Here is a 26089-nt window from a genome sequence, read left to right on the forward strand (position 1 = left end):
CTCATGAGGTTTCAGTTTAGGTCCCGCCGCTGATTTGATTGGCGGGGCGGGTTGTCATTAACGAATAATCTTAGTAATACCGAAAAACATGGCAGAGAAACGCAATATCTTTCTGGTTGGGCCTATGGGTGCCGGCAAAAGCACTATTGGGCGTCAGTTGGCTCAACAACTTAATATGGAGTTTTTCGATTCTGATCAAGAGATTGAGCGACGCACCGGAGCTGATGTAGGCTGGGTATTCGACGTGGAAGGCGAAGACGGCTTCCGCGATCGTGAAGAAAAAGTCATTAACGAACTTACCGAGAAACAAGGGATCGTATTGGCTACAGGTGGTGGTTCAGTAAAGTCACGTGAAACACGTAACCGCCTTTCTGCCCGTGGTGTGGTCGTTTATCTTGAGACCACCATTGAAAAACAGCTGGCCAGAACCCAGCGTGATAAAAAACGACCCTTGCTACAGGTTGAAGCCCCGCCGCGTGAAGTACTGGAAGCGCTGGCCCGGGAACGCAACCCTTTGTATGAAGAAATTGCGGATGTCACCATCCGTACCGACGAACAAAGTGCTAAAGTTGTCGCCAACCAGATTATCAATATGCTGGAAAGCAACTGATTTAGTGTGTAACGAGATGCCGAAAAGGTCTTAAGCACCCCATGGAGAGGATTACGGTAACATTAGGGGAGCGCAGCTACCCGATTACGATAGCGGCCGGGTTATTCAACGACCCGGCTTCTTTCATGCCGCTTAAAAGCGGCGATCACGTGATGGTGGTGACCAACGAAACGCTGGCGCCGCTTTACCTGCACTCTGTCCGCACGGTGCTGGAAAGCGCCGGGGTCATCGTCGACCAGGTCATTCTGCCCGACGGCGAGCAATACAAATCCCTGGCCGTATTGGATCAGGTTTTCACCGCGCTGCTGAAAAAACCCCATGGCCGCGATACCACGCTTATTGCGCTTGGCGGCGGCGTCATCGGCGATCTGACCGGCTTTGCCGCCGCCAGTTATCAGCGCGGCGTGCGCTTTATCCAGGTTCCCACTACGCTGCTTTCCCAGGTCGATTCATCGGTGGGCGGTAAAACGGCGGTTAACCACCCTCTCGGTAAGAACATGATCGGCGCGTTTTACCAGCCGGCATCCGTAGTTATCGATCTCGACTGCCTTAAAACCCTGCCGGCGCGCGAATTGTCCTCAGGACTGGCCGAAGTCATCAAATACGGCATCATTCTGGACGAGGCTTTTTTTGGCTGGCTGGAAAATCATCTTGACGACGTGCTGGCGCTTGAGCCCGACGCGTTGTCCTATTGCCTGCGGCGCTGCTGCGAACTGAAAGCGGCGGTGGTCGCCGCGGATGAACGTGAAAATGGTCAGCGGGCTTTGCTCAATTTAGGCCATACTTATGGGCATGCCATCGAAACCCATATGGGCTACGGCGTCTGGCTGCACGGCGAGGCCGTGTCGGCGGGCATCATGATGGCGGCGCATACCGCCCGTCGTTTAGGGCAGTTCAGTATGGATGAGATTGATCGCGTGCAGGCGTTGTTGACGCGCGCGGGCTTGCCGGTGGCCGGACCGAAAGAAATGGCCCCGGCGGATTACCTGCCCCATATGATGCGGGATAAAAAAGTGGTTTCCGGTCAATTACGGTTAGTGCTGCCGCGCTCAATAGGCCAGGCGGAAGTGCGTACCGGTGTAGCAAATGATATCGTATTGGCATCAATCGCCGATTGCCAGGCTTGAGTCAGGGCCGTTCCCCTTATCCCGCGAGCGGGAAAGGGGGGATGAGTTTGATTTAATCGCATTAACCCTCCCCACGACCCCCGGGCCGTGCGGAAATTATCTCTCAGTTGGAGAGTTTTAGATGGATGAGTTCAAGTCGGAAGACGAACTGAGACCCGATAGCAGCGATCGCCGCCCACCCCGTCAACGGAAAGGTCCTTCAGTTCCCAAAGTGGCCATGTCCAAACAGCATCTGATGATAGGCATTGGCATCCTGGTGCTGCTGCTATTGGTTATTGCCATCGGTTCGGCGTTAAAGGCGCCTACCCAGATGGACGCTAACCAGCAAAATCCGAACGTGGCGGAAAAGAGCATCGAACTGCCCGGTACGGCAAATACCGCGACCAACGATCTCAAACCCGTGCCGGACAGCGCCAACCCCGACGTCAATAGCCCAGGCAGTACGCCCGCGGCCAACGGCACCGTAAACGGCGGCAACGGCAATACCGCCGGTACGGTGAACGGCAGCAACGGCACCGCCCAGCAGCCGCAGACGCTCAACGCGCCGCCGGTTGCCGCCGCGCCGACCCAGGCGCCGCCGTCAGCCGACGGCAATCCGCAGCACCGCATCGATCTGCCGGGCAATATGGCGGACGCGCTGTCACAGCAAGGGGATCGGGTTAACGGCGTGACCCAGCAAGTCAACGGCGACCAGCCGGCCTCGACGCTGCCGACCGCACCGGCCACGGTGGCCCCGGCGGGCAGGGAACCTGCCGCCAAGGCGACCAAACCCGCGTCCGCCGCGCATAAAGCGCCGAAGACGACCGCCATGGTCCCCAGCGCCAAAAATTCGGCGCCGACGCATAACGCCAAGGCGCCCGCCGCCGTCCAGCGTGCGCCGGCCGTGGCCGCGCCGCAGCCCACGGCAGCACCCACCCGCCATACCATGGTGATTGAACCCGCCACGCGCGCTCCCGCCGCCGCCGCGCAGCGCGCGCCGGCAGCTACAGCGGCACCGGTAGCCACGTCGGCACCAGCCGCCGCGGCCGCCCCCGCCAGTGCCGGTGGTTCAATCCAAACCGCCCCGGCGGGGTATTACACCGTGCAAATCAGCAGCGCTTCCCAGGCCACTACGCTTAACGCCTATGCCAAGAAGCAGCAGTTGGGCCAGTATTGGGTGTATGAGACCCGCCGTGACGGCAAGCCCTGGTATGTGCTGGTGAGCGGGGTCTACCCGACATCAGCCCAGGCCAAAAGCGCGGTGGCGCAATTACCGGCCGATATTCAGGCTAAAAAACCGTGGGCCAGGGAAATTGGCCAGGTCAAGCAGGATCAAAACAAATAAGTTCCTGAATTTAACCTGATGTATGGGTCCTAAACAGAGTACAATCCGCGGCTCTTGAGAGTGTGTGAGTAACAATCGACGGCATGAAGAAGAACCGCGCGTTTTTGAAATGGGCTGGCGGTAAATATCCGCTAATAGAAGATATCCGCCGCCATTTACCCGCGGGGGATTGCCTGATCGAGCCCTTTGTCGGCGCGGGGTCGGTATTTTTGAATACCGACTACGAGAAGTACATCCTTGCTGATATCAATAGCGATCTCATCAATCTGTACAACATCGTCAAAGAACGCACCAGTGAATTTATCGGCGACGCCCGGCTGATGTTTAACGCCGAGACCAATACGTCGCAGGTGTATTATCTGCTGCGCAGCGAATTTAACCTCTGTACCGATGCTTATCGGCGGGCGGTGCTGTTTCTTTATCTCAATCGCCATTGTTATAACGGCCTGTGCCGTTATAACCTGAGCGGCGAGTTCAACGTGCCTTTCGGCCGCTACAAAAAACCCTATTTCCCGGAAAACGAACTCAACTGGTTTGCAGAGAAAGCCCAGCAGGCGGTTTTTGTCTGTGAACATTATCAGCAGACCCTGCATAAAGCGGCGCAGGGATCTGTGGTGTACTGCGATCCGCCGTATGTGCCGTTGTCGACCACGGCCAATTTTACGGCGTACCATACGAATAGTTTCAATAACCTTGAGCAGCAGAACCTGGCGCGGATAGCCTACCGGCTGGCCAGCGAAGCGCAGGTGCCGGTACTGATTTCCAACCATGACACTCTGCTGACGCGGGAGTGGTATTGCGACGCGGTGCTGCATGTGGTGAAAGGCCGGCGCACCATCAGCCGCAATATCCTTGGCCGCATCAAGGTGAACGAGCTGCTGGCGCTGTATGATTATGCTGACCGCTCCGGCGCCATTGACTGACCATTAATGATTGGAGACGCGGATGAAAAATTTTTTAATCGCCCCATCCATCCTTTCGGCGGATTTTGCCCGTCTGGGCGAAGACACCGCCCGGGTATTGGCCGCCGGCGGCGATGTGGTTCACTTCGATGTGATGGATAACCACTACGTACCCAACCTCACCATGGGGCCGATGGTTCTCAAGGCCCTGCGCGACTTCGGCATCACCGCCCCCATCGACGTCCATTTGATGGTCAAGCCCGTCGATCGCCTGATTCCCGATTTTGCCGCCGCAGGCGCCAGTTACATCACTTTTCATCCCGAAGCCTCGGAACATGTCCACCGCTCGCTGCAGCTGATCAAATCCCACGGCTGCAAGGCCGGCCTGGTGCTTAACCCGGCAACGCCGCTCAGTTACCTGGATTATGTCATGGACCAGCTCGATATTATCCTGCTGATGTCGGTTAATCCCGGTTTCGGCGGCCAGTCGTTTATTCCCGGCACTCTCGACAAGCTGCGCCAGGTGCGCCGGCTGATTGACGACAGCGGTCGCGATATTCGCCTGGAAGTGGATGGCGGCGTCAAAGTCGATAATATCGGCGCCATCGCCGCCGCCGGCGCGGATATGTTTGTCGCCGGCTCGGCGATCTTCGGCCATCCCGACTACCGGGCCATTATCGACGCCATGCGTCGCGAGCTGGGCGCCAGCCGTCCTGAGTCGGATAACACCAGACCCGGGGATAGCCGCCTTGAGCGAAAAAACAGCCATGAGTAAGCTTTGCAACATCCGCGGACTGGCCTTCGACCTTGATGGCACCTTAACCGATACCGCCCCGGGGCTCAGCAGCGCGCTCGATCAGGCTCTCCAGGCACAGGGACTTCCGCCCGCGGGGCAGACGCTGATTTCCACCTGGATAGGCAATGGCGCCGACGTTTTAGTCGAACGCGCCCTGATTTGGGCCGGCGCCTCGCCCGAACCCGCGCTGTGCCGCGAGACGCGCGTGCTGTTCGACCAGTTTTACGCCCAGACCGTTGAGCAGGGCAGCCGGCTGTTCCCGCAGGTAAAAGACACGCTGGCCCGTCTGGCCGCCCACGGCCTGCCCATGGCGGTGGTGACCAACAAACCCACGCCTTTTGTCGCGCCGCTGCTGGCATCGCTGGGTATCGACAGCTATTTTTCGCTGCTGATCGGCGGGGATGACGTGGCGGCGAAAAAACCGCACCCGGCGCCCATCTACCTGGTATTGGGCAAACTGGGACTCTACGTTGAGGAACTGCTGTTTGTCGGCGATTCGCGCAATGATATCATTGCGGCCAAAGCCGCCGGCTGCCCCTGCGTCGGCATGACGTACGGTTATAACTATGGCGAAACGATCGAAACGAGCCATCCGGATTATGTCCTGGACCGTTTTGCCGATCTCCTGCCCATCCTTGGGTTGTCATCTACAGATAATCAGGAAGCGTAAAATGAGTAAACCCATCGTATTCAGCGGCGCGCAGCCCTCAGGCGAATTGACCATTGGCAATTATATGGGTGCGCTGCGTCAGTGGGTTACCATGCAGGATGATTACGACTGTATTTATTGCATCGTCGATCTGCATGCCATCACCGCGCGCCAGGATGCGCAGAAACTACGCAACGCCACCCTGGATCTGTTGGCGATGTACCTGGCCTGCGGCATCGACCCGGAAAAAAGCACCATCTTTGTGCAGTCCCATGTGCCGGAACACACGCAGCTGGGCTGGCTGCTCAACTGCTACACCTATTTCGGCGAGCTGAGCCGCATGACCCAGTTCAAGGATAAATCGGCCCGTTACGCCGATAACATTAACGCCGGCCTGTTCGATTATCCGGTGCTGATGGCGGCTGATATCCTGCTCTACCAGACCAACCAGGTGCCGGTGGGCGACGATCAGAAGCAGCATCTGGAGCTGACGCGGGATATCGTCCAGCGTTTTAACGCGCTCTATGGGCCTATCTTTACCTTGCCCGACCCCTTTATTCCCAAATCCGGCGCCCGGGTGATGTCGCTGCTCGATCCGAGCAAAAAAATGTCCAAGTCGGATGACAATCGCAACAACGTGATTACGCTGCTCGAAGATCCAAAATCGGCGGCGAAGAAACTGAAACGCGCCCTGACCGATTCGGAAGAGCCGCCGGTGGTGCGCTACGACCCCGTAGCCAAACCCGGGGTGTCGAACCTGCTCGATATCCTCGCGGGCGTCACCGGCAAATCCATTATTGCCCTGGAACATGAATTCGAGGGCCAGATGTACGGCCACCTGAAAGGGGCGGTGGCGGACGCCGTGTCCGGCATGCTCACCGATCTGCAGGCGCGTTATCGCCATTTTCGCGCGGATGATGCCCTGCTTAACCAGATTATGCGCGACGGCGCGGCCAAGGCGAGCGCGCGCGCGCAGCAGACCCTGCGCCAGGTGTACCAGGCCGTGGGATTTGTCGCCCGCCCGTAGTTGAGCATTGCTCGCGCCGGCTAAAAACAGCGGCGCTTGGCTAGACTTGGGCCTTGCGGTGGTTATCAAAGGAAGCTGCGGACAAGGGACGGCGGTTGCGTTAAGCTTGCCGGATGAATCCTTGCGTCCCGTCCTGTAACGAGGTGAACCGTGCCGGAATGTCCATTGCAATACATCATCAATGCCCGCCTGCCCCAGCGGGAAGGCCTGTGGCGCATTAGCGTCGAGCAGGGGCGTTTCGCGCGGATCACCGCCGCGCCGGAGACGCCGCCCGCCGACGCCGGGGAGGCGCCGGGAACGCTGGACGCCGGAGGCGGCCTGGTTATTCCGCCCTTTGTCGAGCCGCATATTCATCTCGATACCACCCAGACCGCCGGCGACCCCCACTGGAACCAGTCCGGCACGCTGTTCGAGGGCATTGAACGCTGGGCGGAGCGTAAAGCGCAGCTGACCCACGAGGACGTAAAACGGCGCGCCTGGCAAACGCTTAAATGGCAAATCGCCAACGGCATTCAACACGTGCGTACCCATATCGACGTTTCCGATCCCACGCTGACGGCGCTCAGGGCGATGCTTGAGGTCAAGCGCGAGGCGGCGCCCTGGGTGGACTTGCAACTGGTGGCGTTTCCGCAGGAAGGCATTTTGTCTTATCCGCGCGGCGGGGAACTGCTGGAGGAGGCGTTGCGTCTGGGCGCCGATGTGGTGGGCGCTATCCCGCATTTCGAGTTTACCCGCGAGTACGGCGTGGAGTCGCTGCATACAGCGTTCGCCCTGGCGCTGAAATACGACCGGCTGGTGGACGTGCACTGCGATGAAATCGACGATGAGCAGTCGCGCTTCGTGGAAACCGTCGCGGCGCTGGCGCACCGCGACGGCATGGGCGCGCGCGTAACCGCCAGCCATACCACGGCGATGCATTCCTATAACGGCGCCTATACCGCGCGCCTGTTCCGGCTGCTGAAGCTTTCAGGCATCAATTTTGTCGCCAACCCGCTGGTGAATATCCATTTGCAGGGCCGGTTTGACGATTATCCCAAACGGCGGGGGGTCACGCGGGTCAAGGAGCTGATGGCGGCGGGCATCAATGTCTGTTTCGGCCACGACGATGTGTTTGATCCCTGGTATCCGCTCGGTACCGGCAATATGCTGCAGGTACTGCATATGGGCCTGCATATCTGCCAGTTGATGGGGTATGAGCAAATTAACCGGGGCCTGGAGCTGATTACCGTTAACAGCGCCCGCGCTATGCACCTTGATGATTACGGTATCCAGGAAGGCAACAGCGCCAATCTGGTGATCCTGCCGGCGGAAAACGGTTTTGACGCGGTGCGCCGGCAAACCGCGCCGCGCTACGTGATCCGCCGGGGCAGGGTGATTGCCCAGACGCTGCCGTCGCAGGCGACGCTGTTTCTCGACGGCCCCGCGGAAAAGGTCGATTTCACGCGGTGACGCTGCTGGTTCAAGCCGTCACGTCGGCCAACTGCCGTTTAATCGTCTCGCCGATTTTTTTGATCGCCGCCTCGATTTCCGCCGTGAGCTGGGTGGCGTAGGTGAGGCGAAAACAATGGCGGTATTTGCCGGAGGCCGAGAAAATCGGTCCTACGGCAATTTGTATTCCCCCTTTTTCCAACTGTCGGTTCAGCCTGAGGGAATCAAAGTGCTCCGGCAGTTCGATCCACATTAAAAATCCTCCCTGGGGCCGGCTGACGCGGGTCTCCGGCGGAAAATAGGTCTTGACCCAGTCGGTCATGATATCGCAGTTAAGCTGGTAGCGGGCGCGCATGCGCCGCAGATGCTTTTGGTAATCGCCCTGGCGCACAAACTCGGCCACCGCCAGCTGGGGTTGCAACGCGGTGGCGCCGGTGCCGATATACTTCATATGAATCACTTTTTCCATATAGCGGCCGGGCACGATCCAGCCGACCCGCAGGCCCGGCGCCAGGGTTTTGGAAAATGAGCTGCACAACAGCACGCGGCCGTCGTCGTCAAAGGATTTAATGGTGTGCGGACGCGGATAACGGTAGGCCAGATCGCCATAGACATCGTCCTCGATAATCGGCGTATCGTAGCGCGCCGCCAGATTCAGCAGCGCCTGCTTGTGCGCGTCCGGCATAATATAACCAAGTGGATTATTGCAATTGGGCGTGACCTGGATGGCCTTGATCGGCCATTGTTCCAGCGCCAGTTCCAGCGCGTCAAGACTGATGCCGGTCACCGGGTCGGTGGGGATTTCCAGCGCTTTGATGCCGAAGGCCTTCAGCGTCTGGGTCACGCCATGGAAACTGGGCGAATCCACCGCCACGATATCCCCGGGCTGGCATAACGCGTGAATGGCGATCGACAGCGCCTCGTGGCAGCCGGTGGTGATCATGATATCGTCGGGCAGCGCCAGGCAACCGCTGTCCACCAGCAGCCGGGCGATTTGCTCGCGCAGCGCCGGGGCGCCGCTGATATCGCCGTAGGTCATGCCGCGCAGGTCCGGATGCAGGGCGATGCGGCTTAACTGTCTGGTCAGCGGTCTTAACGTGGGCGAACTGATATCCGGCATACCCGGCCCCAGATGCACCATGCCGTCAACCGGATCGGATCGCAGCAGCTTAAGCACCAGATCCCATTGGGATATTTCCACCGGCCGCTGCGCCGGGCGGCACATGGCCGGCAGCGCGGCCGGCTCATGCTGCTGGCTGACAAAATAACCTGATTTCGGCCGCGCCTCGATCAGCCGCCGTTCCTCCAATACCCGGTACGCCTGTTGCACGGTGCTGATACTTACCTCATGCTCCAGGCTCAGGGCGCGCACCGAGGGCAACCGCTGACCGCAGGTATATAGCCCCTGCTCAATACGTTCGCCGATGATACCGGCCAGGTTGTCATAACGCGTCATATCGCCCTCATACAGGTTAAATTTTCTAAGTAAAAAGCAATACAGAATGGACGAAATCTAAGCATTACAGCGCTGATTATTATTATTTGTATGGTGAAAATACCGGATTTCTGAATCTGTACGGTATCAGCATACCGTTGCATGATAGTTCCATCAACCGACGAGGAGGAACCATCATGAAAAACACGTTAAAAATAGGCCGGACCCTTCCCCTGGACGTAAAGCCGCGCCACGCCGTCGGTCAGAATCCGCTGCTTGCGTTCTACCACCGGTTCACCGACTGGCAGCGGCGGCGGCGCAACCGCCTGATCTTAAGCGCCCTGAGTGACGATCAGCTGAAGGATATCGGACTTTCACGCAGCGAAGTCGCGTATCGGGACGAAAAAAAATAAGTTATTGATAAAGGATTTCTATCACAAGGACTGAATGAACCATGACCAATACCATTGCCGAACTAAGCGCCTTTTGCCTGTACGCGTTTGTCACGTCCATCACCCCCGGACCCAATAATGCCATGTTGGCCAGTTCCGGGGTGAATTTCGGTTTTTATCGTACCTTGCCCCATATTTTCGGCGTTAGCTGCGGGCTGTGCTTGATGATACTGGCCATCGGCCTGGGACTGGAGCGGTTGTTCCAGCTCTATCCCATGCTGTTTCCCCTGGTCAGGGTGAGCGGCGCCTGTTACCTGGTCTATCTCGCGTGGCGCATCGCCAACGCCGTGGCGCCGTCGGGCGGCCTGAGCGGCGCGGCCGTGCCGTTGGGCTACTGGGGCGCGGTGGTTTTTCAATGGCTGAATCCCAAAACCTGGCTGATGGCGATAGGCGCCGTCACCGCCTATGCCCCGCTGCAATATCATTTTCGCGATATTGTGCTGATCGCCCTGATTTTTACCCTGATCAACGCTCCCTGCGTCAGCGCCTGGGCGGCCTTCGGCAGTATGTTGAAAAACAGGCTCGGCCAGTCGCACCGGCAGATGATGTTCAATCGCCTGATGGCCGCGACGCTGGTCTTGTCGCTCTATCCACTGCTGGTGCGCTAGTCCCTGCCCGGGCCAGGCATGCGCGTGGCCAGCCGGTTATTCGCCCGCGTGTCCGTGCAGCCTATGGCGGGTGACGAAACCCAGCGACAGGCACAAGACGAACACGGCGAGATACAACGCATTGGCGGTTATGAGCGCGAATTTTACCCCCAGATGCGCGACGATAGGGCCGGTAACCACAAATGTCAGCATGGTGCCGATGGTGCCGCAGGTGAGAATGGTGTTCACCAGTTTGGGAGAGGTCACCCGGGTTTGCTGCGAGCCAAGGGTGATAATGGTGGTATAAATGGCGCTGGAAACAAACCCCAGCCCCAGCAGGTAATAATGCAGATGTTCCCCATGGCCGGAGGTGATAAACAGATACATCAGGACGGCGGACAGCGCGGCCAGCAGGGTAACGATGCGCTGTAAATCCACATGGCGCAGTACCGCGCTGAAAAACCACATGCCGACCATATACGCCGTCCAGAAATTACCCACCAGCCCGCCGGCCTGCTCGATATCCATGCCGAAGCTGTGGGTCGCGTATTCAGGCACCCAGGCGATAAAACCCAGCTGCCCCAGGATATAACACAGCGCGGCGGCCGACAGCAGCAGTACCCCTGCGCCCCATTTTTCCCGGGCCGGCGGCACGGCCAGCGGATCCCCCGCGCGGTCTTTCTTGCCCAGCACCGGAAATTCGCTCAGCAGCGTCAGGATAAAAATGGCCACGTACAGCAGGCCGATACAGGCGTACACCCAATACCAGGTAATATGGCGCGCCAGCAGCACGCCGGCCAGGATGGGGAATACCGCCCCGGCCATACTGAAAAACGAGTCGGTAAACAGCAGGCGCGAACCCCTCTGCCGTCCCGTGTAAAGGTAAGCGATGAGATAAGTGCCGATGGACATGGTAATGCCGCTCACCACGCCCAGGACAAACATCGACAGCGAAAACAGCGCCAGGGTATGCCCGCTCATCAGGCCGGCGATGGCGAGCACCATCAGCGCGAAGCCGAAAATCAGCTGGCGTTTGAGCGGGATAATCTCCATCAGCCAGGCGTTCAGGAAAATCGCCAGCAAAATACCGGAGTTGAGAAAAGTGAAGGTGGCGCTCATGGCCGAAACGGGGACCTGAAAATACGCGGCAATATTGCTTAACACCACGCCGGTGACAATCACCAACGCGCCGGTCAATCCGTACGAAAAAAAACTAATCCACGTTAGCAGCAGTCGATTTTTGTTATTCATCATTGGCCTGTTAAATGTCGACGCCCGACCGGCTTGCCGCCCGCCGGCATCATTGTTGCCTTACTGTTACCGATAGGGCACAAATACTATCATGGCGATTTATGCCGTGGACATAAAAGTCGCCCCGCCGGACATTTTCAGCGATTTTTGCAATATCTGTTTAACGGCGGTAGACCCATCCCGCCCGCGCGGGAGGTCCTTCCCGGCGACGATATAAAACCTGTTACGTAAAAAACGGTAAATGGGTAGCGTAAGCGCGGCCCGCTCTTTAGAATCAGAGCCCTTCCTGTTGCCCATGTATTAAAAAGGAACCCTTCATGCTGAAACGAAACCTGGCCACCGCCGCACTGGTTTTCTCCCTGGCGGCGGCTTCTTGCCCGGTGTTCGCCGCCGGTCAGGACACCCATGTACTGCTGACGACCTCGGCGGGGAATATTGAGCTGGCGCTGGATAATCAAAAAGCGCCGGTGGCGGTGAAAAACTTTGTCGATTATGTGAACAGCGGCTTTTACAACAACACCATTTTCCATCGCGTCATCCCCGGTTTTATGGTCCAGGGCGGCGGTTTCAACCAGGATCTGACGCAAAAGACCACCCAGGCGCCGATAAAAAACGAAGCGGATAACGGCCTGCGCAACCTGCGCGGCACCGTCGCCATGGCCCGCACCAACGACAAGGACAGCGCCACCAGCCAGTTCTTTATCAACGTTGCCGATAATGCGTTCCTCGATCATGGCCAGCGTGATTTCGGTTATGCCGTGTTCGGCAAAGTGGTCAAGGGGATGGATGTGGCCGATAAAATTGCCCAGGTGCCGACCAAAAACGTCGGGCCTTACCAGAATGTGCCGGTAAAACCGGTGACCATCCTGTCCGCTAAAATTATGCCATAATCCCCGCCGCGGCCAGCTTAACGGGAAAGGTCGCCATGGCCTTTCCCCGGCGGCCCGTCGCCGTCGTCCGCGCCTCGCTTCCCGGCGAACCCGCCAATGCCGGTTATACTTCATGTTATTACCTCAAGGTCGCAGCCAGGAGGCATGACATGAAAAAAATGACTGAAAAACAAAAAGCCAGGTTGTTCCAGCAACGCCGCAATGAGAATTTCCACGCCAGCAACCGCCTCGAAGGTTTTACCGCCGAACCGGTTACCCTGACGGCGCAAGAGGCCTTGCTGCGCATTGACGAGCTCAGGAGGCATTATGAACGATAAATTCGGCGACGGACGCGATCCCTATTTTTATCCCGGCCTCCCGGTATTGGCCAACCGGCTTAATATTCATGAGTCCGCCGGCCTGCGCGAGGCCGAACTGGCGCTAACCGGGTTGCGCGCCGCGACGATAGAACTGGGGCCGCCAAATAGGGGACTGCCCTGGCTATGCGCCCTGCATCGCCAGTTGTTCCAGGATGTTTACGACTGGGCCGGGCAGTTGCGCACGGTGGATATCTATCAAAATGAAACCCGCTATTGCCATTTTGCCTACCTGGAAAAGGAGGGCAACGCGGTGATGCAGCGTTTGGAGGATGAAGACTATCTGCGCGGGTTGTCCCTGGACGCAATCGTGCCGCGCCTGGCGCAATATTATGCCGACATCAATATGCTGCACCCGTTCCGGGAAGGCAACGGACGGGCGCAGCGGGTCTTCTTTGAGCAGTTGATTATCCATGCCGGTTACGACGTGCGCTGGCGGCCCATCGAACGGGAGGAGTGGCTGGCGGCCAATGAAGCCGGCGCCTTTGGCGACACGGCACCCCTGGCCGCCCTGTTTGCCCGCGTGGTCGCCGAACCGGGCGAGCCCGATTAAGCCTGCCGGCGCCGCGTTGATTATCCGCCGGGACGCAGGTCGATGCTGTCGACGCGATCGGGATAAAACGCCACGTAATCCTTAATGGCGGCGACGGCCTCATGGGGCGATTCGTAGCTCCATACGGCATTGCGCGAGCGCAGTCCGCCCGGCGTTATGCTGTAGTACGCGCAATCGCCTTTATAGGGGCAATAGGTGGCATGGTCGGTCCTTTCCAGCAGCGTCATGTCCACATCGGCGCGCGGGATATAATGCACCGGCGGATAGTCCGCTTCGCGCAGGGTCAGCGACTTTCGGCTGTCGGCGACGGTATGGCCGCCGACGGACACCACGATGCGCTGCGGGTTGGGCTCAATGGTGATCGGATGATCGGGACCTGGTATTTTAACGGGTTTGGTATTCATAACGGTATGACCTCGGTGCGTTATCGTGACGTCCGGGGGACCCGCCGCAATAAACCGCGGCGGGGGTATCCGGCCTGTGACCGGCCATGGCGTACTATCGCAGCCTACGCCTTTGCGCGTGCGGCGTGTTACCGCCAGTGCTCCCTAGCCTTTACTCTCCCGGCAAGCAGGCTGCGGCCTCGGCCACCGGCAGGATGCACGCAAGCCACGTGAAGCCGCGCTGCCGCCCCGAAGGCGTTGTTTACGCCGTCTGTTGATCCTGTTCCTCGCGGCGCTGATGCTGCCACATCGCCGCGTAGCGGCCGTTTTGCGCCAGCAGTTCGCCATGGCGTCCGCGCTCGGCGATGGCGCCGTCCTCCAGCACGAGAATCTCGTCGGCATCGACGATAGTGGACAGCCGGTGGGCGATGATAAGGGTGGTATGATCGCGGCTGACCTCGCGCAGATGCGTCTGGATCTCGCGTTCGGTCTGGGTATCAAGTGCGCTGGTGGCTTCGTCGTAGACCAGGATGGCGGGATTTTTCAGCACCGTGCGGGCGATGGCCACCCGCTGCTTTTCACCGCCGGACAGTTTTAGGCCCCGTTCGCCGACGCGGGTCTCGTAGCCGTCGGGCAGGCTGACAATAAAATCATGGATATGCGCCAGCCTGGCGGCCCGCTCGATTTCGGCAAACGTGGCGTCGGTATTGCCATAGCCGATGTTATAGCGCAGGGTATCGTTAAACAGCACGGTATCCTGCGGCACGATGCCGATGGCGCGGTGCAGGCTCGCCTGGGTAACGTCGCGGATATCCTGCCCGTCCACGGTGATGGCGCCGGCATCGACATCATAAAAACGAAACAGCAGGCGCGACAGCGTGGATTTGCCCGCGCCCGACGCGCCGACCACCGCCACGGTTTTCCCCGCCGGAATGGTAAATGTGATATTGCCCAGGATGGGGCGGCGCGCGTCATATCCGAAACCGACGGCGTTGAACGCCACTTCCCCGCGGGTAACGCGCAGCGGCGCGGCGCCAGGGCGATCTTCAATTTCTCTTTCCAGCGTGAGCAGATCAAACATATTATCCATATCGATCAGCGCCTGGCGTATTTCCGCATAAATAAAACCAAAAAAATTCAGCGGCTGATACAACTGCAGCAGATAAGCGTTAACCAGTACAAAGTCGCCCAGGGTCATGGTGCCCTGGGTAATGCCGCGCGCCGCCATGGCCATCATCGTGACCAAACCGACGGAAATCACCGCCGTCTGGCCAATGCTCAGCACCGTAAAGCTGAATTGGTTTTTAATGGCGGCGCGCTCATACAGCCGACGCGAGCTGTCAAAGCGCTGGCACTCGAACGCCTCATTGCCGAAATATTTCACGGTCTCGTAATTAAGCAGGCTGTCGAGGGATTTATTACTGGCGTCGGCATTGGCCTGGTTTAATTCGCGGCGAAAGCGGGTACGCCATCCCACCGCCGTAATGGTAAACAGGATATACGCGCCGACGGTGGCCATAATCGCCACCGCGAACCAGATGTTCAGCAGCCGCCACATAATGGCCGCCACCAGGCTGATTTCAAATAAGATGGGCACGATGGAGAACAGTACGCGCGACAGCACCGTCGAGACCGCCTGGGTTCCCCGCTCGATGGACAGGGACAACCCGCCGGTGCGCCGTTCCAGATGAAAACGCAGGCTTAGGGCATGCAGCTGGCGGAAAACGCGCAGGCCCAGCAGCCGGGTGGCGTTTTGGCTGACATAGATAAACATCACGTTGCGCAGTTCATCAAATAACGATGCGCAGACCCGCGCCAGACCGTAGGCGAGGATAAGCCCGATGGGCACGGCCAGCAGCCGCGCCTGGTCGCCGCCCAGCCGGTCGACGATGGCTTTATAGGCCAGCGGCACCAGCGACGTGCCGACCTTGGCCACGATCATAAACAGCAGCGCCGCCACCAGATAGTAGCGCAGCTTAGGGTTATTTTTGGGCCACAGGTAAGGCAGCAGTATTTTCAGCGGCTTATAACGGTGCATGCGTTGTTTTTTTATCCCTGACGATATGACAATATGGCCGGTAGCCTGCGGGCGGGCGTCGGGTGAATATCACACAGGTCCTGATCTCCTGTCCAGGCAAAGGACGCTATCCTGTGTGGCTGGCGGGGCACGGGCCGCTATCTAAAATGCATCCTGTTGTTATTCAATAAAAATCTATTTACCAGTAGGATATACCGGCGATGTTGCTGCTTATCGATAACTATGACTCCTTTACCTACAACCTGTACCAATATTTTTGCGAGCTGGGCGCGCAGGTAGAGGTATGGCGCCACGACCGGTTGCAACTGGCCGATATCGAGCGCATGGCCCCGCGGCAACTGGTGATTTCCCCGGGTCCCGGCACCCCCGACGAGGCCGGCATTTCATTGGCGGCCATTCGTCATTTTGCCGGCAGGATACCTATACTCGGCGTCTGTCTGGGTCATCAGGCCATTGCGCAGGCTTTCGGCGCCCGCATCGTGCGCGCAAACCAGGTGATGCACGGCAAAACCTCCGCCATTACCCATGACGGCCGCGGCGTCTTCGCCGGGCTGGCCCTGCCGCTGACGGTCACCCGCTACCATTCCCTGGTGATCGACCGCGCCGGCTTGCCCGATTGCCTGGAGGCGACCGCCTGGAGTCTGCGCGACGGCGCGCGGGATGAAATCATGGGCATCCGTCATCGAACCCTGCCGCTTGAAGGTGTACAGTTTCATCCTGAAAGCGTGCTCAGCGAGCAGGGGCATCAACTCCTGGCGAACTTTCTTGCGTGTTAGCCGATCGGCATGTTGATATAGCATTAACGGACAAGGCCACGGGCAGCGGCTTTTTTTCGCTCTGATAGTGATAAAACGATTGCACTGGAGTGATTTTTTATTCATATTTTATGACTATAATATCACTTCTTGATTTGTTGCGGACCGGGTAATTACATATGAATACAGATAATAGCGCAGTAACGCGGGAAACTTTCGACCAGGTTATTCTGCCGGTTTATGCACCGGCGCAGTTTATTCCGGTCCGGGGCAAGGGCAGCCGGGTATGGGACCAGGACGGAAAGGAATATATTGATTTCTCCGGCGGCATTGCCGTCACTGCGCTGGGACATTGCCACCCGGCGCTGGTCGCGGCGCTGAAAGCCCAGGGCGAAACCCTATGGCACACCAGCAACGTCTTTACCAACGAACCGGCGCTGCGCCTGGCGCGCAAGCTGATTAACGCCACCTTTGCCGACCGGGTGTTTTTTGCCAACTCGGGCGGCGAGGCCAATGAAGCGGCGTTTAAGCTGGCGCGTCACTACGCCATTACCCGCCACAGCCCCTATAAAACCAAAATCATCGCTTTTCATAACGCGTTCCACGGCCGCACGCTGTTTACCGTTACCGTGGGCGGGCAACCAAAATATTCCGACGGCTTCGGGCCAAAACCGGCGGATATCGTCCATGTGCCTTTTAACGATCTGGCGGCCGTCAAGGCGGTGATGGATGATCATACCTGCGCCGTGGTGGTGGAGCCGATTCAGGGTGAAGGGGGCATTATGCCCGCCACGCCGGAATTCCTGCAGGGCCTGCGCGATCTGTGCGACCAGAATCAGGCGCTGCTGGTGATGGACGAAGTGCAGTGCGGCATGGGGCGCACCGGCAAGCTGTTTACCTATATGCACTATGGCGTAACGCCGGATATTCTGACCACCGCCAAGGCGCTGGGCGGCGGTTTCCCCATCAGCGCCATGCTGACTACGGAAGAGATCGCCTCGGTGATGAAAGTGGGCACCCACGGCACCACCTATGGCGGCAATCCCCTGGCCTGCGCGGTATCCGAGGCGGCGCTGGATGTGATTAACCAGCCGGAAGTCCTGGCGGGCATTAACGAAAGGCACGATCGTTTCGTCAGCGCGCTCCAGGCGATTGACGACAAATATCAGGTATTTTCGGATGTGCGCGGCATGGGCCTGCTGCTGGGCGCCGAACTGCGGCCGCAGTTCCATGGCCGGGCGCGCGAGTTCCTGCACGCCAGCGCCGCGCAGGGCCTGATGATCCTCAACGCCGGTCCGGACGTCATCCGTTTCGCGCCGTCGCTGGTGGTGGAGTTCGCCGATATCGAACAGGGCATGGCCCGGTTTGAACAGGCGGTGGCGCAGGTTATCGCCGCCAAACCCTAAGGCGCGCGGCGGGAGACTAATGGCTTAACCGGCGCGCCAGCCAGTTGCCGTGCTGCGGCCGCTGGCGCCAGGCTACCGATGAAATCGTATGCATCACGCCCAGATGGAACAGAATACGCCGCAGATGGCGTTCCATCAGGGTGCCGGGCAGCTCCGGCGTTTCGCCGGCGGCATCCATCACCGGGCTGTCTGAGCTTGGGCCGTCATATTCCAGCCGTTGCTGGCAGCGCTGCAGCGCCACCTCGCAAGAGGCCAGGTACTTTTGCGCCAGCGTCGGCGTCAGCATGTAGTGATCCCGCGCCAGGATGGTCATGGCATTGATGTGCTCGACGATGAACTGGCTATGGGTCACCCATAAACGCATATCGGTCAGATAGCGCGAATTAAACGCCGGCTCCCGCATCGCCTGGCTAAGCGACGTAAACAGCGCGTTGTGCGCCTGGTTGACCTTCATGCGCGCGTAGGCCAGCGCCGCCGGCTCGGGGGCGGGTTGCAGCAGCAGTCGCAGCGCGTCCTGGTCCCGCTCCAGCGCCAGATGGGCGTTTTTGCGCAGCATACCGCTTTGCCACTGCGGCCATAACCACAGCATGCCGCCGAACGCCAGCATACAGCCGATCAGCGTATCCACCAGCCTGGGCACCAGGAAATGCGCGCCGTTCAGCGACAGTAGCTGCAACGTATACACCGCGGTCACCGTCATGCCGATCATCGCCAGGCCGTAATTTTTGCGCAACACCAGGTAAGACGCCAGCGTCAGGAACAACATGCACAGCAATACCGTGCCGTCGCTCAGCCTGAATTGCAGCGTGCCGGCGGCAATCACCAACCCCGCCAACGTGCCCAGGGCCCGATGCTGGATCCGCACCCGGGTGGCGTTATAGCCGTTCTGGCTGACAAACATCACCGTCATTAAAATCCAGTAGGGTTTGGGGAGATCCAATACCAGCCCCAGGCTGCTGCCGATGGCCAGCATAATCCCAAGCCTTGCCGCGCTGCGCAGCGCCATGGATTTAAAGGAACAGTAGCTGACCAGCGCATGCCAAAACGACAGCCGCTGCTGGTTGTCGGCCATCAGGTCGCGGCGGTAAAGCGGGCGCTGGGTACGCAGCAGCCGGGCGATACGGCTGAAATGGTAATAACAAAACTGTCCGACCGGATTATCCGGATGCCGGTCGGCAATTTTTTCCAGGGCCGACAGCGCGGTGGCCATGTTAAAACGCCCCGGCTGCCGGTGATAGAGAATATCATCCGCCAGTACCCGCAACCGCGCGGCAATCAACCGGGCGTTATAGCGGATAACCGCCTCGGCGTGGCTTTGCGCCACCAGTTTTTGTACTTCGTCCGGCTGGTGCAGGCTGACGGCGATATGCTCCTGCAAATCCAGCGCCACCTGGAAAGAACGCAGCAGGCGTTTGTACTGCAGCTGATCATTGGCCGACAGCATATAAAGCTGCTGGTATACCTGGGCAATCAGATCAATCACCGCCTGCTGGCGGGCAAACAGCGGCGGCAGGGCGGTTTCCGGATCGGTATGCTGTGTCAGCAGGGTATATTTCGCCTCGATATAATCCGCCAGCTCCCGATACAGCAGGCTAAGAGATTCCCGCATCGGCTGCTCCTTCCACAACCGGAACCACAGGGCGTTGAACAGTCCGTACCAGGCGGTGCCGGCAATATACAGCAGCGGCGGCACGACGGGCGGCACATTGCCGGCCAGGCCCAGGGTAAAGATGGCGGCGATAAGCGCGGCGGGCAATAAACGGCCGTGCAGCGGGCTGATTTCACCGGTAACGCCGAACAGCAGCGCCAGGCCGAGCATCACCAAGGGCAACGGCACCGGCACGGCCAACAGCACCTGGATCAGCACGCTGCTCAGCGCGAACAGCGCACCGCCGACGGCCAGGCGCTTGAAAAACCGTTTATGCAGGGTATCGAGGCCGGCGATATTGCAGCAGGCAGGGACCAACGAAAACAGCAGGCCGTTTTGCAAGCTGCCGAATAACAGGCCGGCGGCCACCGGCAGGCATAGCACGATGGTTTGCCGCAGGGCATAGTTTACTTCAGGGTGGTAGATTAACCGGCGCCACATACTGTCAGCAAAAAAAGCGTGGTACGAAGCACCACGCCTGTATAACGGGGCTATCAGCGCGTGCCGTAAACAACAATGGTTTTACCGTGCGCGGATATAAGATTTTGATCTTCGAGCATTTTAAGAATACGTCCTACCGTCTCGCGGGAACAGCCGACAATCTGGCCGATTTCCTGACGGGTGATTTTTATCTGCATGCCGTCGGGGTGGGTCATGGCGTCGGGTTGTTTCGCCAGGTTCAACAGGGTTTGCGCTATGCGTCCGGTAACGTCCAGGAATGCCAGGTTGCCGACTTTTTCCGACGTTACCTGTAAACGACTGGCCATTTGCGCCGACAGGCGCATCAGGATATCCGGATTCACCTGAATCAGCTGCCGGAATTTTTTATACGAAATCTCGGCGACTTCACAGGCGGTTTTCGCCCGTACCCAGGCACTGCGTTCCTGACCTTCCTCGAATAGGCCGAGCTCACCGATGAAATCTCCCTGGTTAAGATAGGAGAGAATCATCTCTTTGCCTTCTTCATCCTTAATCAGCACCGCCACGGCGCCCTTAACGATGTAGTAAAGCGTTTCAGCCTTTTCACCCTGATGTATAAGTGTACTCTTCGATGGATACTTATGAATATGGCAATGAGACAGGAACCATTCGAGAGTCGGGTCTGTTTGCGGTTTGCCGAGAACCATTCGCTGTTATCCTCTTTTGTCATCGCTATCCCAGGTTCGGGACATCGTATTCCCTGTTACGGCGCTTGTATTATTCACTCTGACTCCGCGTTTAAACGGAGCGACGTAAGGGAACTTATTAGGGTCTGGTAATGTGATGTTCCGATCGATCTCTTGCCCTTTCATTATCATGAGGCCGATCCAGCCTTGTTTTTAGCATAGGTTTGAAGCAGTGTCTTCTGTTGTCTTGCTTCAGCATGAAGTATGTTCAGTAACATTGCCAGTTTTCCAACAAAAATGTAGTCTGCTGGAAAGCTTTTCATCAGGAGTATCATAATGCAGGCACGGGTCAAATGGGTAGAAGGGTTGTCTTTCATGGGCGAATCCGCCTCGGGCCACCAGGTTTTGATGGATGGGAACGCGGGCGAAAAAGCGCCCAGCCCAATGGAAATGGTATTGATGTCGGTCGGCGGCTGCAGCGCCATTGATGTGGTATCGATTTTACACAAAGCGCGGCAGGACGTCCGGGACTGCGAGGTCAAACTCACATCCGAGCGCCGCGACGAGGCGCCGCGCCTGTTTACCCATATCAACCTGCATTTTATCGTCACCGGCGCCGGGCTGACCGACAAGGCGGTGGAGCGGGCGGTGACGCTATCGGCGGAAAAATACTGCTCGGTCTCACTGATGCTCGGCGCGTCGGTCAATATGACCCACAGCTTTGAAGTGCGCGACGAACGCCACGCCCCCGCCGCCTAACCGGCCCGCCAACACCGCACTCAAACCCGGCGTGTTCAAGGGAGAGCGCGCCAATGGGGTCGAATCGGGCATGGTTTCTCTGCCCGACCGAGCGCCCCATGGCACGGTATGCCCGCCAACACCGCGCTCAAACCCGGCGTGTTCAAGGGAGAGCGCGCCAATGGGGTCGAATCGGGCATGGTTTCTCTGCCCGACCGAGCGCCCCATGGCACGGTATGCCCGCCAACACCGCGCTCAAACCCGGCGTGTTCAAGGGAGAGCATGCCGATGGGGTCGAATCGGGCGTGGTGTTCCCGCCCGACCGAGTGCCCCACGGTATGCTAGGCCCGCCAACACCGCAGCGAATCCTGGCGTGTTCAAGGGAAAGCATGCCGATGGGGTCGAATCGGGCGTGGTGTTCCCGCCCGACCGAGCGCCCCACGGTATGCTAGGCCCGCCAACACCGCAGCGAATCCTGGCGTGTTCAAGGGAGAGCATGCCGATGGGGTCGAATCGGGCGTGGTGTTCCCGCCCGACCGAGCGCCCCACGGTATGCTAGGCCCGCCAACACCGCAGCGAATCCTGGCGTGTTCAAGGGAAAGCATGCCGATGGGGCCGAATCGGGCGTGGTGTTCCCGCCCGAGGCCTCGAGTTTACTTAATTTCCTTTCCTTCCAGCAACTGCTGTACCAGCGGCCCCATTATCAGCTCCATCGCCAGCCCCATCTTGCCCCCGGGCACCACCAGCGTATTAATATTGGAAATAAAGGAGCCTTGCAGCATCGCCAGCAGGTAAGGCAGGTCGATATGCGCCAGGCTACGGAAATGAATAACGACAAAACTTTCGTCAAGTGAGGGAATCGCCTTGGCGGCGAAAGGGTTCGACGTGTCGACGGTCGGCACCCGCTGGAAATTGATATGGGTGCGGGAAAACTGCGGCGTGATGTAGTTAATATAATCCTCCATCGACCTCACCACCGAATCCATCACCGCCTCGCGCGAATGCCCCCGCTCGCCGGTATCGCGCACCAGTTTCTGGATCCACTCCAGGTTGACGATGGGCACCACGCCCACCAGCAAATCCACGTGCTTCGCCACGTCATGGCTATCGGTCACCACGCCGCCGTGCAGCCCCTCGTAAAATAACACGTCCGTCGGTTCCGGCAACGCCTGCCAGGGCGTAAAGGTACCGGGGATCTGGTTATACGGCACCGCCTCGTCATACGTATGCAGATATTTACGCGACTGGCCGCGGCCGGTATCGCCATACTGATGAAACGTATGCTCCAGCAGGCCAAAGTTATTGGCGTCCGGACCAAAGTAGCTGATATGGCGCCCTAAATCCCGCGCCTTGCGGATCGCCATATCCATTTCCGGCCGGGTAAAGTGATGAAAGCTGTCACCCTCCAGTTCGGCGGCGTGGATATTCAACTGCTGGAATATTTTACGAAACGCCAGGCTGGTGGTGGTGGTGCCCGCACCGCTGGAACCGGTAACGGCAATAATGGGGTGTTTTGTCGACATGGTAACCCTACGCTTGGTTGAATTGCGGCGTGAAGAAGTGCGCCCGGCATCAAGGCCCAGAAGTGAGTGTTAGCATATTTAGCGCTTAGGGGCCAGGGGCTTCGCTATTCGCCCGGCGTATCTCCGGCCTGGTCATTAAACCGGCCGCGCGGCATGATATTGATATTTTCATGCAATTCCGACCAGACCACCACCGCCTCGCCGCTTATCAACTGGCGTTTTACATCCTCGACCTTTTGCGCCAGTGATTTCTCCTGCTCGCCATAATCGGTGCCCTCACGCAGTACAAAGGACTCGATCAGGTTATAGAGCGTGTCAGGATCGATTTGTTCCCAGGGAATAATCACGATATTGTGTCCCGATAGTCAATAAATCAAGGTGTTGAGTAAATTTCACCTGTTATGCCTTGTGCATCCACGTGCGCACTGGTAGCTTCATACGCGTTATTTTACGGGGAGCCGCCAAAACGTGGAACTGAGTCTTTTTCTGTCAATGCTGGGGTTTCTCTGGGTGGCCGCCATTACCCCTGGTCCTAATAATATGTTGCTTACCGCCTCGGGCGCCAATTTTGGCTTCTGGCGCTCGATGCCGCTGATGATCGGCATCATGCTCGGCATGCAATGTATCCTGCTGCTGGTGGCCTTCGGCATCGGCGGCCTAATCACGCTTTATCCGTCCCTGCATTTTATGCTGAAGGTGGCGGGCAGCCTTTACCTGCTGTGGTTGGCCTGGAAAATAGCCACCGCCGCCTATGAAAAACTGGAAACCGACGCGCCGCCCCCCCGGCCCATTCCCTTCTACCAGGGCGGCCTGCTGCAGTTTCTTAATCCCAAGGCCTGGCTGATGGCGCTGGGCGCGGTGGCCAGCTTCAGCCTGAGCGGCAGCGCCTATATCACCTCCGTCGGCGCCATCAGCGTCGGCATCGTCAGCGTCAATATTGTCTCCGGCGTTATCTGGCTCGGCTTCGGCACCCTTATCGGCCGGCTGCTGCGCAGCAAACGCGCCTGGATCGCTTTTAACGTCGCCATGGGCCTGCTGACGGCGGCCTGCGTATTGCTGATCTGGCGCTGACGCGCTTATTGCGACTCGAACTCCCGGGTCAGGGTCTCCAACTGTTCCTGGGCGTCCAGCCACGCCATTTCCGCCTCTTCCAGCTGCGATTTAACCTTGGCCTGCTGCTGCAGGGCCAGGGCCAGGTCCGCTTTACGGCTGATATCATACAGCGCCGCGTCGGCCAGTCCGGCCTCGATGGCCGCCAGCTCCGCGCCACGTTTTTCCATTTGCTGTTCATAACGGGTAATGGACTTGCGCAACGGCTGGGTCTGATTACGGAAATCCGCCTCGCGCCGCTTCTGGTCTTTCCTGGCCTGGGCATTATTGACCTGCGGCGCCGGGGTCTCGGTATCATTGCCGTCCTGCGCCGCCGCCTGGCGCTGCTGATCCACCAGCCACTGCTGGTAATCCTCCACATCGCCGTCAAACGATGCGACGCGACCGTCATGCACCAGATAAAATTCATCGGTGGTGGAACGCAGTAAATGCCGGTCATGGGACACCACCACCAGCGCGCCGTCGAAATCTATCAGCGCTTCGGTCAGCGCCTGGCGCATATCCAGATCCAGATGGTTGGTCGGCTCATCGAGCAGCAGCAGGTTGGGACGCTGCCAGACAATCAGCGCCAGCACCAGCCGGGCCTTTTCGCCGCCGGAAAAACGCGCGGTCGGTTCGGTCACCTTATCGCCACGGAAACCAAACCCGCCCAGATAGTCGCGCAGCGCCTGCTCATACTCCTGCGGCGCCAGCCGGATCATATGCGCCAGCGGCGATTCGTCGGCGCGCAGGAACTCCAGCTGATGCTGGGCGAAATAACCCAGCTTGATGCCTTTCGCCAGGCCGATGGTGCCGGACTGCGGCTCAAGGGTGCCGGCCAGCAGCTTGATAAGCGTCGACTTGCCGGCGCCGTTGCGTCCTAGCAGGCCGATGCGCGAACCGGGCACCAGGTTAAGCTTGATGGAATTAAGGATGGTGCGCTCGCCATAACCGGCGCTGACTTTCTCCATGCTCAGCAGGGGGCTCGGCAGGCTTTCCGGAGTACGGAACTTGAACTGGAAGGGATTATCCACATGGGCCGGGGCGATCAGCTCCATCCGCTCAAGCATCTTGATCCGGCTTTGCGCCTGCTTGGCCTTGGTGGCCTGGGCACGGAAACGGTCGATATAATGCTGCAAATGGGCCACTTTTTCCTGCTGGTGCTGGAACAGCGACTGCTGTTGCGCCAGCTTGGTCACCCGCTGCTGCTCAAACGACGAGTAGTTGCCGGTATATTCGTTCAACGTCTGCTGTTCAATATGCAGGATTTTATTTACGATAGGATCGAGAAAATCCCGGTCATGGGAAATCAGAATCAGCGTACCGTCATAATTCTTCAGCCATTTTTCCAGCCAGATGACCGCGTCCAGATCCAAGTGGTTGGTCGGTTCATCAAGCAACAGCAAATCGGAGCGGCAAATCAGCGCCTGCGCCAGGTTAAGGCGCATACGCCAGCCGCCGGAAAAATCCCGCACCGGCTGTTGCAATTGATCCTGGCTGAACCCCAGCCCGTGCAGCAGGCTCGAGGCGCGCGGCCGAATGGTCCATGCCTCGATAACGTCCAGCTTGCCGTGCACGGTGGCGATGGCGTGGCCGTCGTTTTTCTCGTTGGCGAGCTGGAGGTCGGCTTCCAGCTGGCGATACTCGCGATCGCCGTCGATAACATACTCCAGCGCCGGCACGTCAAGGGCCGGCGTCTCCTGGTTAACCCAGGCCATCGACCAGTTGGCGGGGAAGGTCACGCTGCCGGCGTCGCAGCCGAGTTCATGCTTCAGCAATGCCAATAATGTTGATTTGCCGCAGCCGTTCTTGCCGACGAGTCCGACCTTTTGCCCGGGATTCACCGTGGCGGTGGCGTTATCCAGCAGTACGTTGGTACCGCGGCGAATTTGCAGTGAGGAGAAGACAATCATAAAGCGCCATAGTTTGAGAGTATGTTAAATTAACATTATTGAATGCTATCCAGGATAACCTGTCCTGGTTTCAACTTTGCGAAGCATGGTAGCGGAAAAGCCG

The 26089-nt window shown here is 58.6% G+C and carries 27 protein-coding genes; 17 read left to right on the top strand and 10 right to left on the bottom strand.

Going from position 1 to position 26089, the window contains the following annotated elements:
* Positions 1 to 88: 88 nt before the first annotated feature.
* From aroK to ACL2XF_RS22915, 8 genes are all read left to right on the top strand, one after another.
* The gene (gene aroK / locus ACL2XF_RS22880) at positions 89 to 610 is read left to right on the top strand and encodes a shikimate kinase AroK (RefSeq protein WP_131866394.1); all 522 of its coding nucleotides are present in this window, start codon (positions 89 to 91) and stop codon (positions 608 to 610) included.
* 41 nt (positions 611 to 651) lie between these two features.
* Positions 652 to 1737, top strand: coding sequence for a 3-dehydroquinate synthase (gene aroB / locus ACL2XF_RS22885; protein WP_413727591.1), 1086 nt, complete (start codon positions 652 to 654; stop codon positions 1735 to 1737).
* Positions 1738 to 1858: 121 nt separating this feature from the next.
* Positions 1859 to 3061, top strand: a complete 1203-nt coding sequence (locus ACL2XF_RS22890) for an SPOR domain-containing protein (protein ID WP_413727592.1) — start codon at positions 1859 to 1861, stop codon at positions 3059 to 3061.
* Between the two features lie 83 nt (positions 3062 to 3144).
* Complete coding sequence (gene dam, locus ACL2XF_RS22895; RefSeq protein WP_413727593.1) at positions 3145 to 3984, top strand: adenine-specific DNA-methyltransferase; 840 nt, start codon at positions 3145 to 3147, stop codon at positions 3982 to 3984.
* Positions 3985 to 4006: 22 nt separating this feature from the next.
* Entirely contained in the window at positions 4007 to 4738 is a 732-nt protein-coding gene (rpe, locus tag ACL2XF_RS22900) for a ribulose-phosphate 3-epimerase (protein ID WP_413727594.1), read from the top strand.
* Positions 4731 to 5429 carry a phosphoglycolate phosphatase gene (locus ACL2XF_RS22905; protein WP_410016710.1) on the top strand — a complete coding sequence of 233 codons (699 nt, stop codon included), beginning with the start codon at positions 4731 to 4733 and terminating at the stop codon, positions 5427 to 5429. The genes rpe and ACL2XF_RS22905 overlap by 8 nt, the downstream gene beginning before the upstream one ends.
* 1 nt (position 5430) lies before the next feature.
* Complete coding sequence (gene trpS, locus ACL2XF_RS22910; protein ID WP_410013241.1) at positions 5431 to 6435, top strand: tryptophan--tRNA ligase; 1005 nt, start codon at positions 5431 to 5433, stop codon at positions 6433 to 6435.
* A gap of 165 nt (positions 6436 to 6600) precedes the next feature.
* The gene (locus tag ACL2XF_RS22915) at positions 6601 to 7884 is read left to right on the top strand and encodes a cytosine deaminase (protein ID WP_410013247.1); all 1284 of its coding nucleotides are present in this window, start codon (positions 6601 to 6603) and stop codon (positions 7882 to 7884) included.
* A 10-nt stretch (positions 7885 to 7894) separates the two neighbouring features.
* Here the strand turns inward: ACL2XF_RS22915 and ACL2XF_RS22920 are convergent, their stop codons facing one another.
* Positions 7895 to 9319, bottom strand: coding sequence for a PLP-dependent aminotransferase family protein (locus ACL2XF_RS22920; protein ID WP_413727595.1), 1425 nt, complete (start codon positions 9317 to 9319; stop codon positions 7895 to 7897).
* 176 nt (positions 9320 to 9495) lie between these two features.
* Between ACL2XF_RS22920 and ACL2XF_RS22925 the strand changes: the two genes are divergently transcribed.
* Positions 9496 to 9711, top strand: a complete 216-nt coding sequence (locus tag ACL2XF_RS22925) for a DUF1127 domain-containing protein (protein WP_413721568.1) — start codon at positions 9496 to 9498, stop codon at positions 9709 to 9711.
* A 41-nt stretch (positions 9712 to 9752) separates the two neighbouring features.
* On the top strand, positions 9753 to 10358 hold the full coding sequence (locus ACL2XF_RS22930; RefSeq protein ID WP_410013250.1) for a LysE family translocator: 606 nt from the start codon (positions 9753 to 9755) through the stop codon (positions 10356 to 10358).
* 36 nt (positions 10359 to 10394) lie between these two features.
* On the opposite strand, the gene tsgA is transcribed toward ACL2XF_RS22930, so the two are convergent.
* On the bottom strand, positions 10395 to 11588 hold the full coding sequence (tsgA, locus tag ACL2XF_RS22935) for an MFS transporter TsgA (RefSeq protein WP_410016711.1): 1194 nt from the start codon (positions 11586 to 11588) through the stop codon (positions 10395 to 10397).
* Positions 11589 to 11905: 317 nt separating this feature from the next.
* Between tsgA and ppiA the strand changes: the two genes are divergently transcribed.
* From ppiA to ACL2XF_RS22950, 3 genes are all read left to right on the top strand, one after another.
* Positions 11906 to 12478, top strand: a complete 573-nt coding sequence (gene ppiA, locus ACL2XF_RS22940) for a peptidylprolyl isomerase A (RefSeq protein WP_413727596.1) — start codon at positions 11906 to 11908, stop codon at positions 12476 to 12478.
* Positions 12479 to 12627: 149 nt separating this feature from the next.
* Positions 12628 to 12795 (top strand): YhfG family protein, encoded by a 168-nt coding sequence (locus ACL2XF_RS22945; RefSeq protein WP_410013252.1) that lies wholly within the window; start codon positions 12628 to 12630, stop codon positions 12793 to 12795.
* On the top strand, positions 12785 to 13387 hold the full coding sequence (locus ACL2XF_RS22950; protein ID WP_413727597.1) for a putative adenosine monophosphate-protein transferase Fic: 603 nt from the start codon (positions 12785 to 12787) through the stop codon (positions 13385 to 13387). Before ACL2XF_RS22945 ends, ACL2XF_RS22950 begins: the two co-directional genes overlap by 11 nt.
* Positions 13388 to 13407: 20 nt before the next feature.
* On the opposite strand, the gene ACL2XF_RS22955 is transcribed toward ACL2XF_RS22950, so the two are convergent.
* Positions 13408 to 13791 (bottom strand): DUF427 domain-containing protein, encoded by a 384-nt coding sequence (locus ACL2XF_RS22955; protein WP_410013254.1) that lies wholly within the window; start codon positions 13789 to 13791, stop codon positions 13408 to 13410.
* 241 nt (positions 13792 to 14032) lie between these two features.
* Positions 14033 to 15808, bottom strand: coding sequence for an ABCB family ABC transporter ATP-binding protein/permease (locus ACL2XF_RS22960; protein WP_413727598.1), 1776 nt, complete (start codon positions 15806 to 15808; stop codon positions 14033 to 14035).
* A gap of 200 nt (positions 15809 to 16008) precedes the next feature.
* On the opposite strand from ACL2XF_RS22960, the gene ACL2XF_RS22965 reads away from it, so the two are divergent.
* Both ACL2XF_RS22965 and argD read left to right on the top strand, forming a co-directional pair.
* On the top strand, positions 16009 to 16584 hold the full coding sequence (locus ACL2XF_RS22965; RefSeq protein WP_410013256.1) for an aminodeoxychorismate synthase component II: 576 nt from the start codon (positions 16009 to 16011) through the stop codon (positions 16582 to 16584).
* 158 nt (positions 16585 to 16742) lie between these two features.
* The gene (gene argD / locus ACL2XF_RS22970) at positions 16743 to 17969 is read left to right on the top strand and encodes a bifunctional acetylornithine/succinyldiaminopimelate transaminase (RefSeq protein WP_410013257.1); all 1227 of its coding nucleotides are present in this window, start codon (positions 16743 to 16745) and stop codon (positions 17967 to 17969) included.
* A gap of 16 nt (positions 17970 to 17985) precedes the next feature.
* Here argD and ACL2XF_RS22975 read toward each other — a convergent pair whose 3' ends face one another.
* The 3 genes from ACL2XF_RS22975 to ACL2XF_RS22985 all read right to left on the bottom strand — a co-directional run bounded on the left by ACL2XF_RS22975 (position 17986) and on the right by ACL2XF_RS22985 (position 21100).
* Entirely contained in the window at positions 17986 to 20058 is a 2073-nt protein-coding gene (locus ACL2XF_RS22975) for a YccS/YhfK family putative transporter (protein ID WP_413727599.1), read from the bottom strand.
* 53 nt (positions 20059 to 20111) lie between these two features.
* On the bottom strand, positions 20112 to 20744 hold the full coding sequence (gene crp, locus ACL2XF_RS22980; RefSeq protein ID WP_034895576.1) for a cAMP-activated global transcriptional regulator CRP: 633 nt from the start codon (positions 20742 to 20744) through the stop codon (positions 20112 to 20114).
* A gap of 167 nt (positions 20745 to 20911) precedes the next feature.
* On the bottom strand, positions 20912 to 21100 hold the full coding sequence (locus ACL2XF_RS22985; RefSeq protein WP_410016823.1) for a hypothetical protein: 189 nt from the start codon (positions 21098 to 21100) through the stop codon (positions 20912 to 20914).
* Here ACL2XF_RS22985 and ACL2XF_RS22990 point away from each other — a divergent pair.
* Positions 21060 to 21482, top strand: a complete 423-nt coding sequence (locus ACL2XF_RS22990; protein ID WP_413727600.1) for an OsmC family protein — start codon at positions 21060 to 21062, stop codon at positions 21480 to 21482. The genes ACL2XF_RS22985 and ACL2XF_RS22990 overlap by 41 nt on opposite strands.
* 632 nt (positions 21483 to 22114) lie before the next feature.
* Here the strand turns inward: ACL2XF_RS22990 and ACL2XF_RS22995 are convergent.
* Together ACL2XF_RS22995 and ACL2XF_RS23000 are read right to left on the bottom strand one after the other, a co-directional pair.
* Positions 22115 to 22984 (bottom strand): phosphoribulokinase, encoded by an 870-nt coding sequence (locus tag ACL2XF_RS22995; protein ID WP_410013260.1) that lies wholly within the window; start codon positions 22982 to 22984, stop codon positions 22115 to 22117.
* 104 nt (positions 22985 to 23088) lie between these two features.
* Positions 23089 to 23331 carry a YheU family protein gene (locus ACL2XF_RS23000; RefSeq protein WP_410013261.1) on the bottom strand — a complete coding sequence of 81 codons (243 nt, stop codon included), beginning with the start codon at positions 23329 to 23331 and terminating at the stop codon, positions 23089 to 23091.
* Between the two features lie 121 nt (positions 23332 to 23452).
* On the opposite strand from ACL2XF_RS23000, the gene ACL2XF_RS23005 reads away from it, so the two are divergent.
* Complete coding sequence (locus ACL2XF_RS23005) at positions 23453 to 24055, top strand: LysE family translocator (RefSeq protein ID WP_410013262.1); 603 nt, start codon at positions 23453 to 23455, stop codon at positions 24053 to 24055.
* A 5-nt stretch (positions 24056 to 24060) separates the two neighbouring features.
* On the opposite strand, the gene ACL2XF_RS23010 is transcribed toward ACL2XF_RS23005, so the two are convergent.
* Complete coding sequence (locus ACL2XF_RS23010) at positions 24061 to 25986, bottom strand: ABC transporter ATP-binding protein (protein WP_413721563.1); 1926 nt, start codon at positions 25984 to 25986, stop codon at positions 24061 to 24063.
* Positions 25987 to 26089: the final 103 nt, after the last annotated feature.

The sequence above is a fragment of the Sodalis sp. RH19 genome (genome assembly GCF_047324215.1).
Lineage (GTDB): Bacteria > Pseudomonadota > Gammaproteobacteria > Enterobacterales > Enterobacteriaceae > Acerihabitans.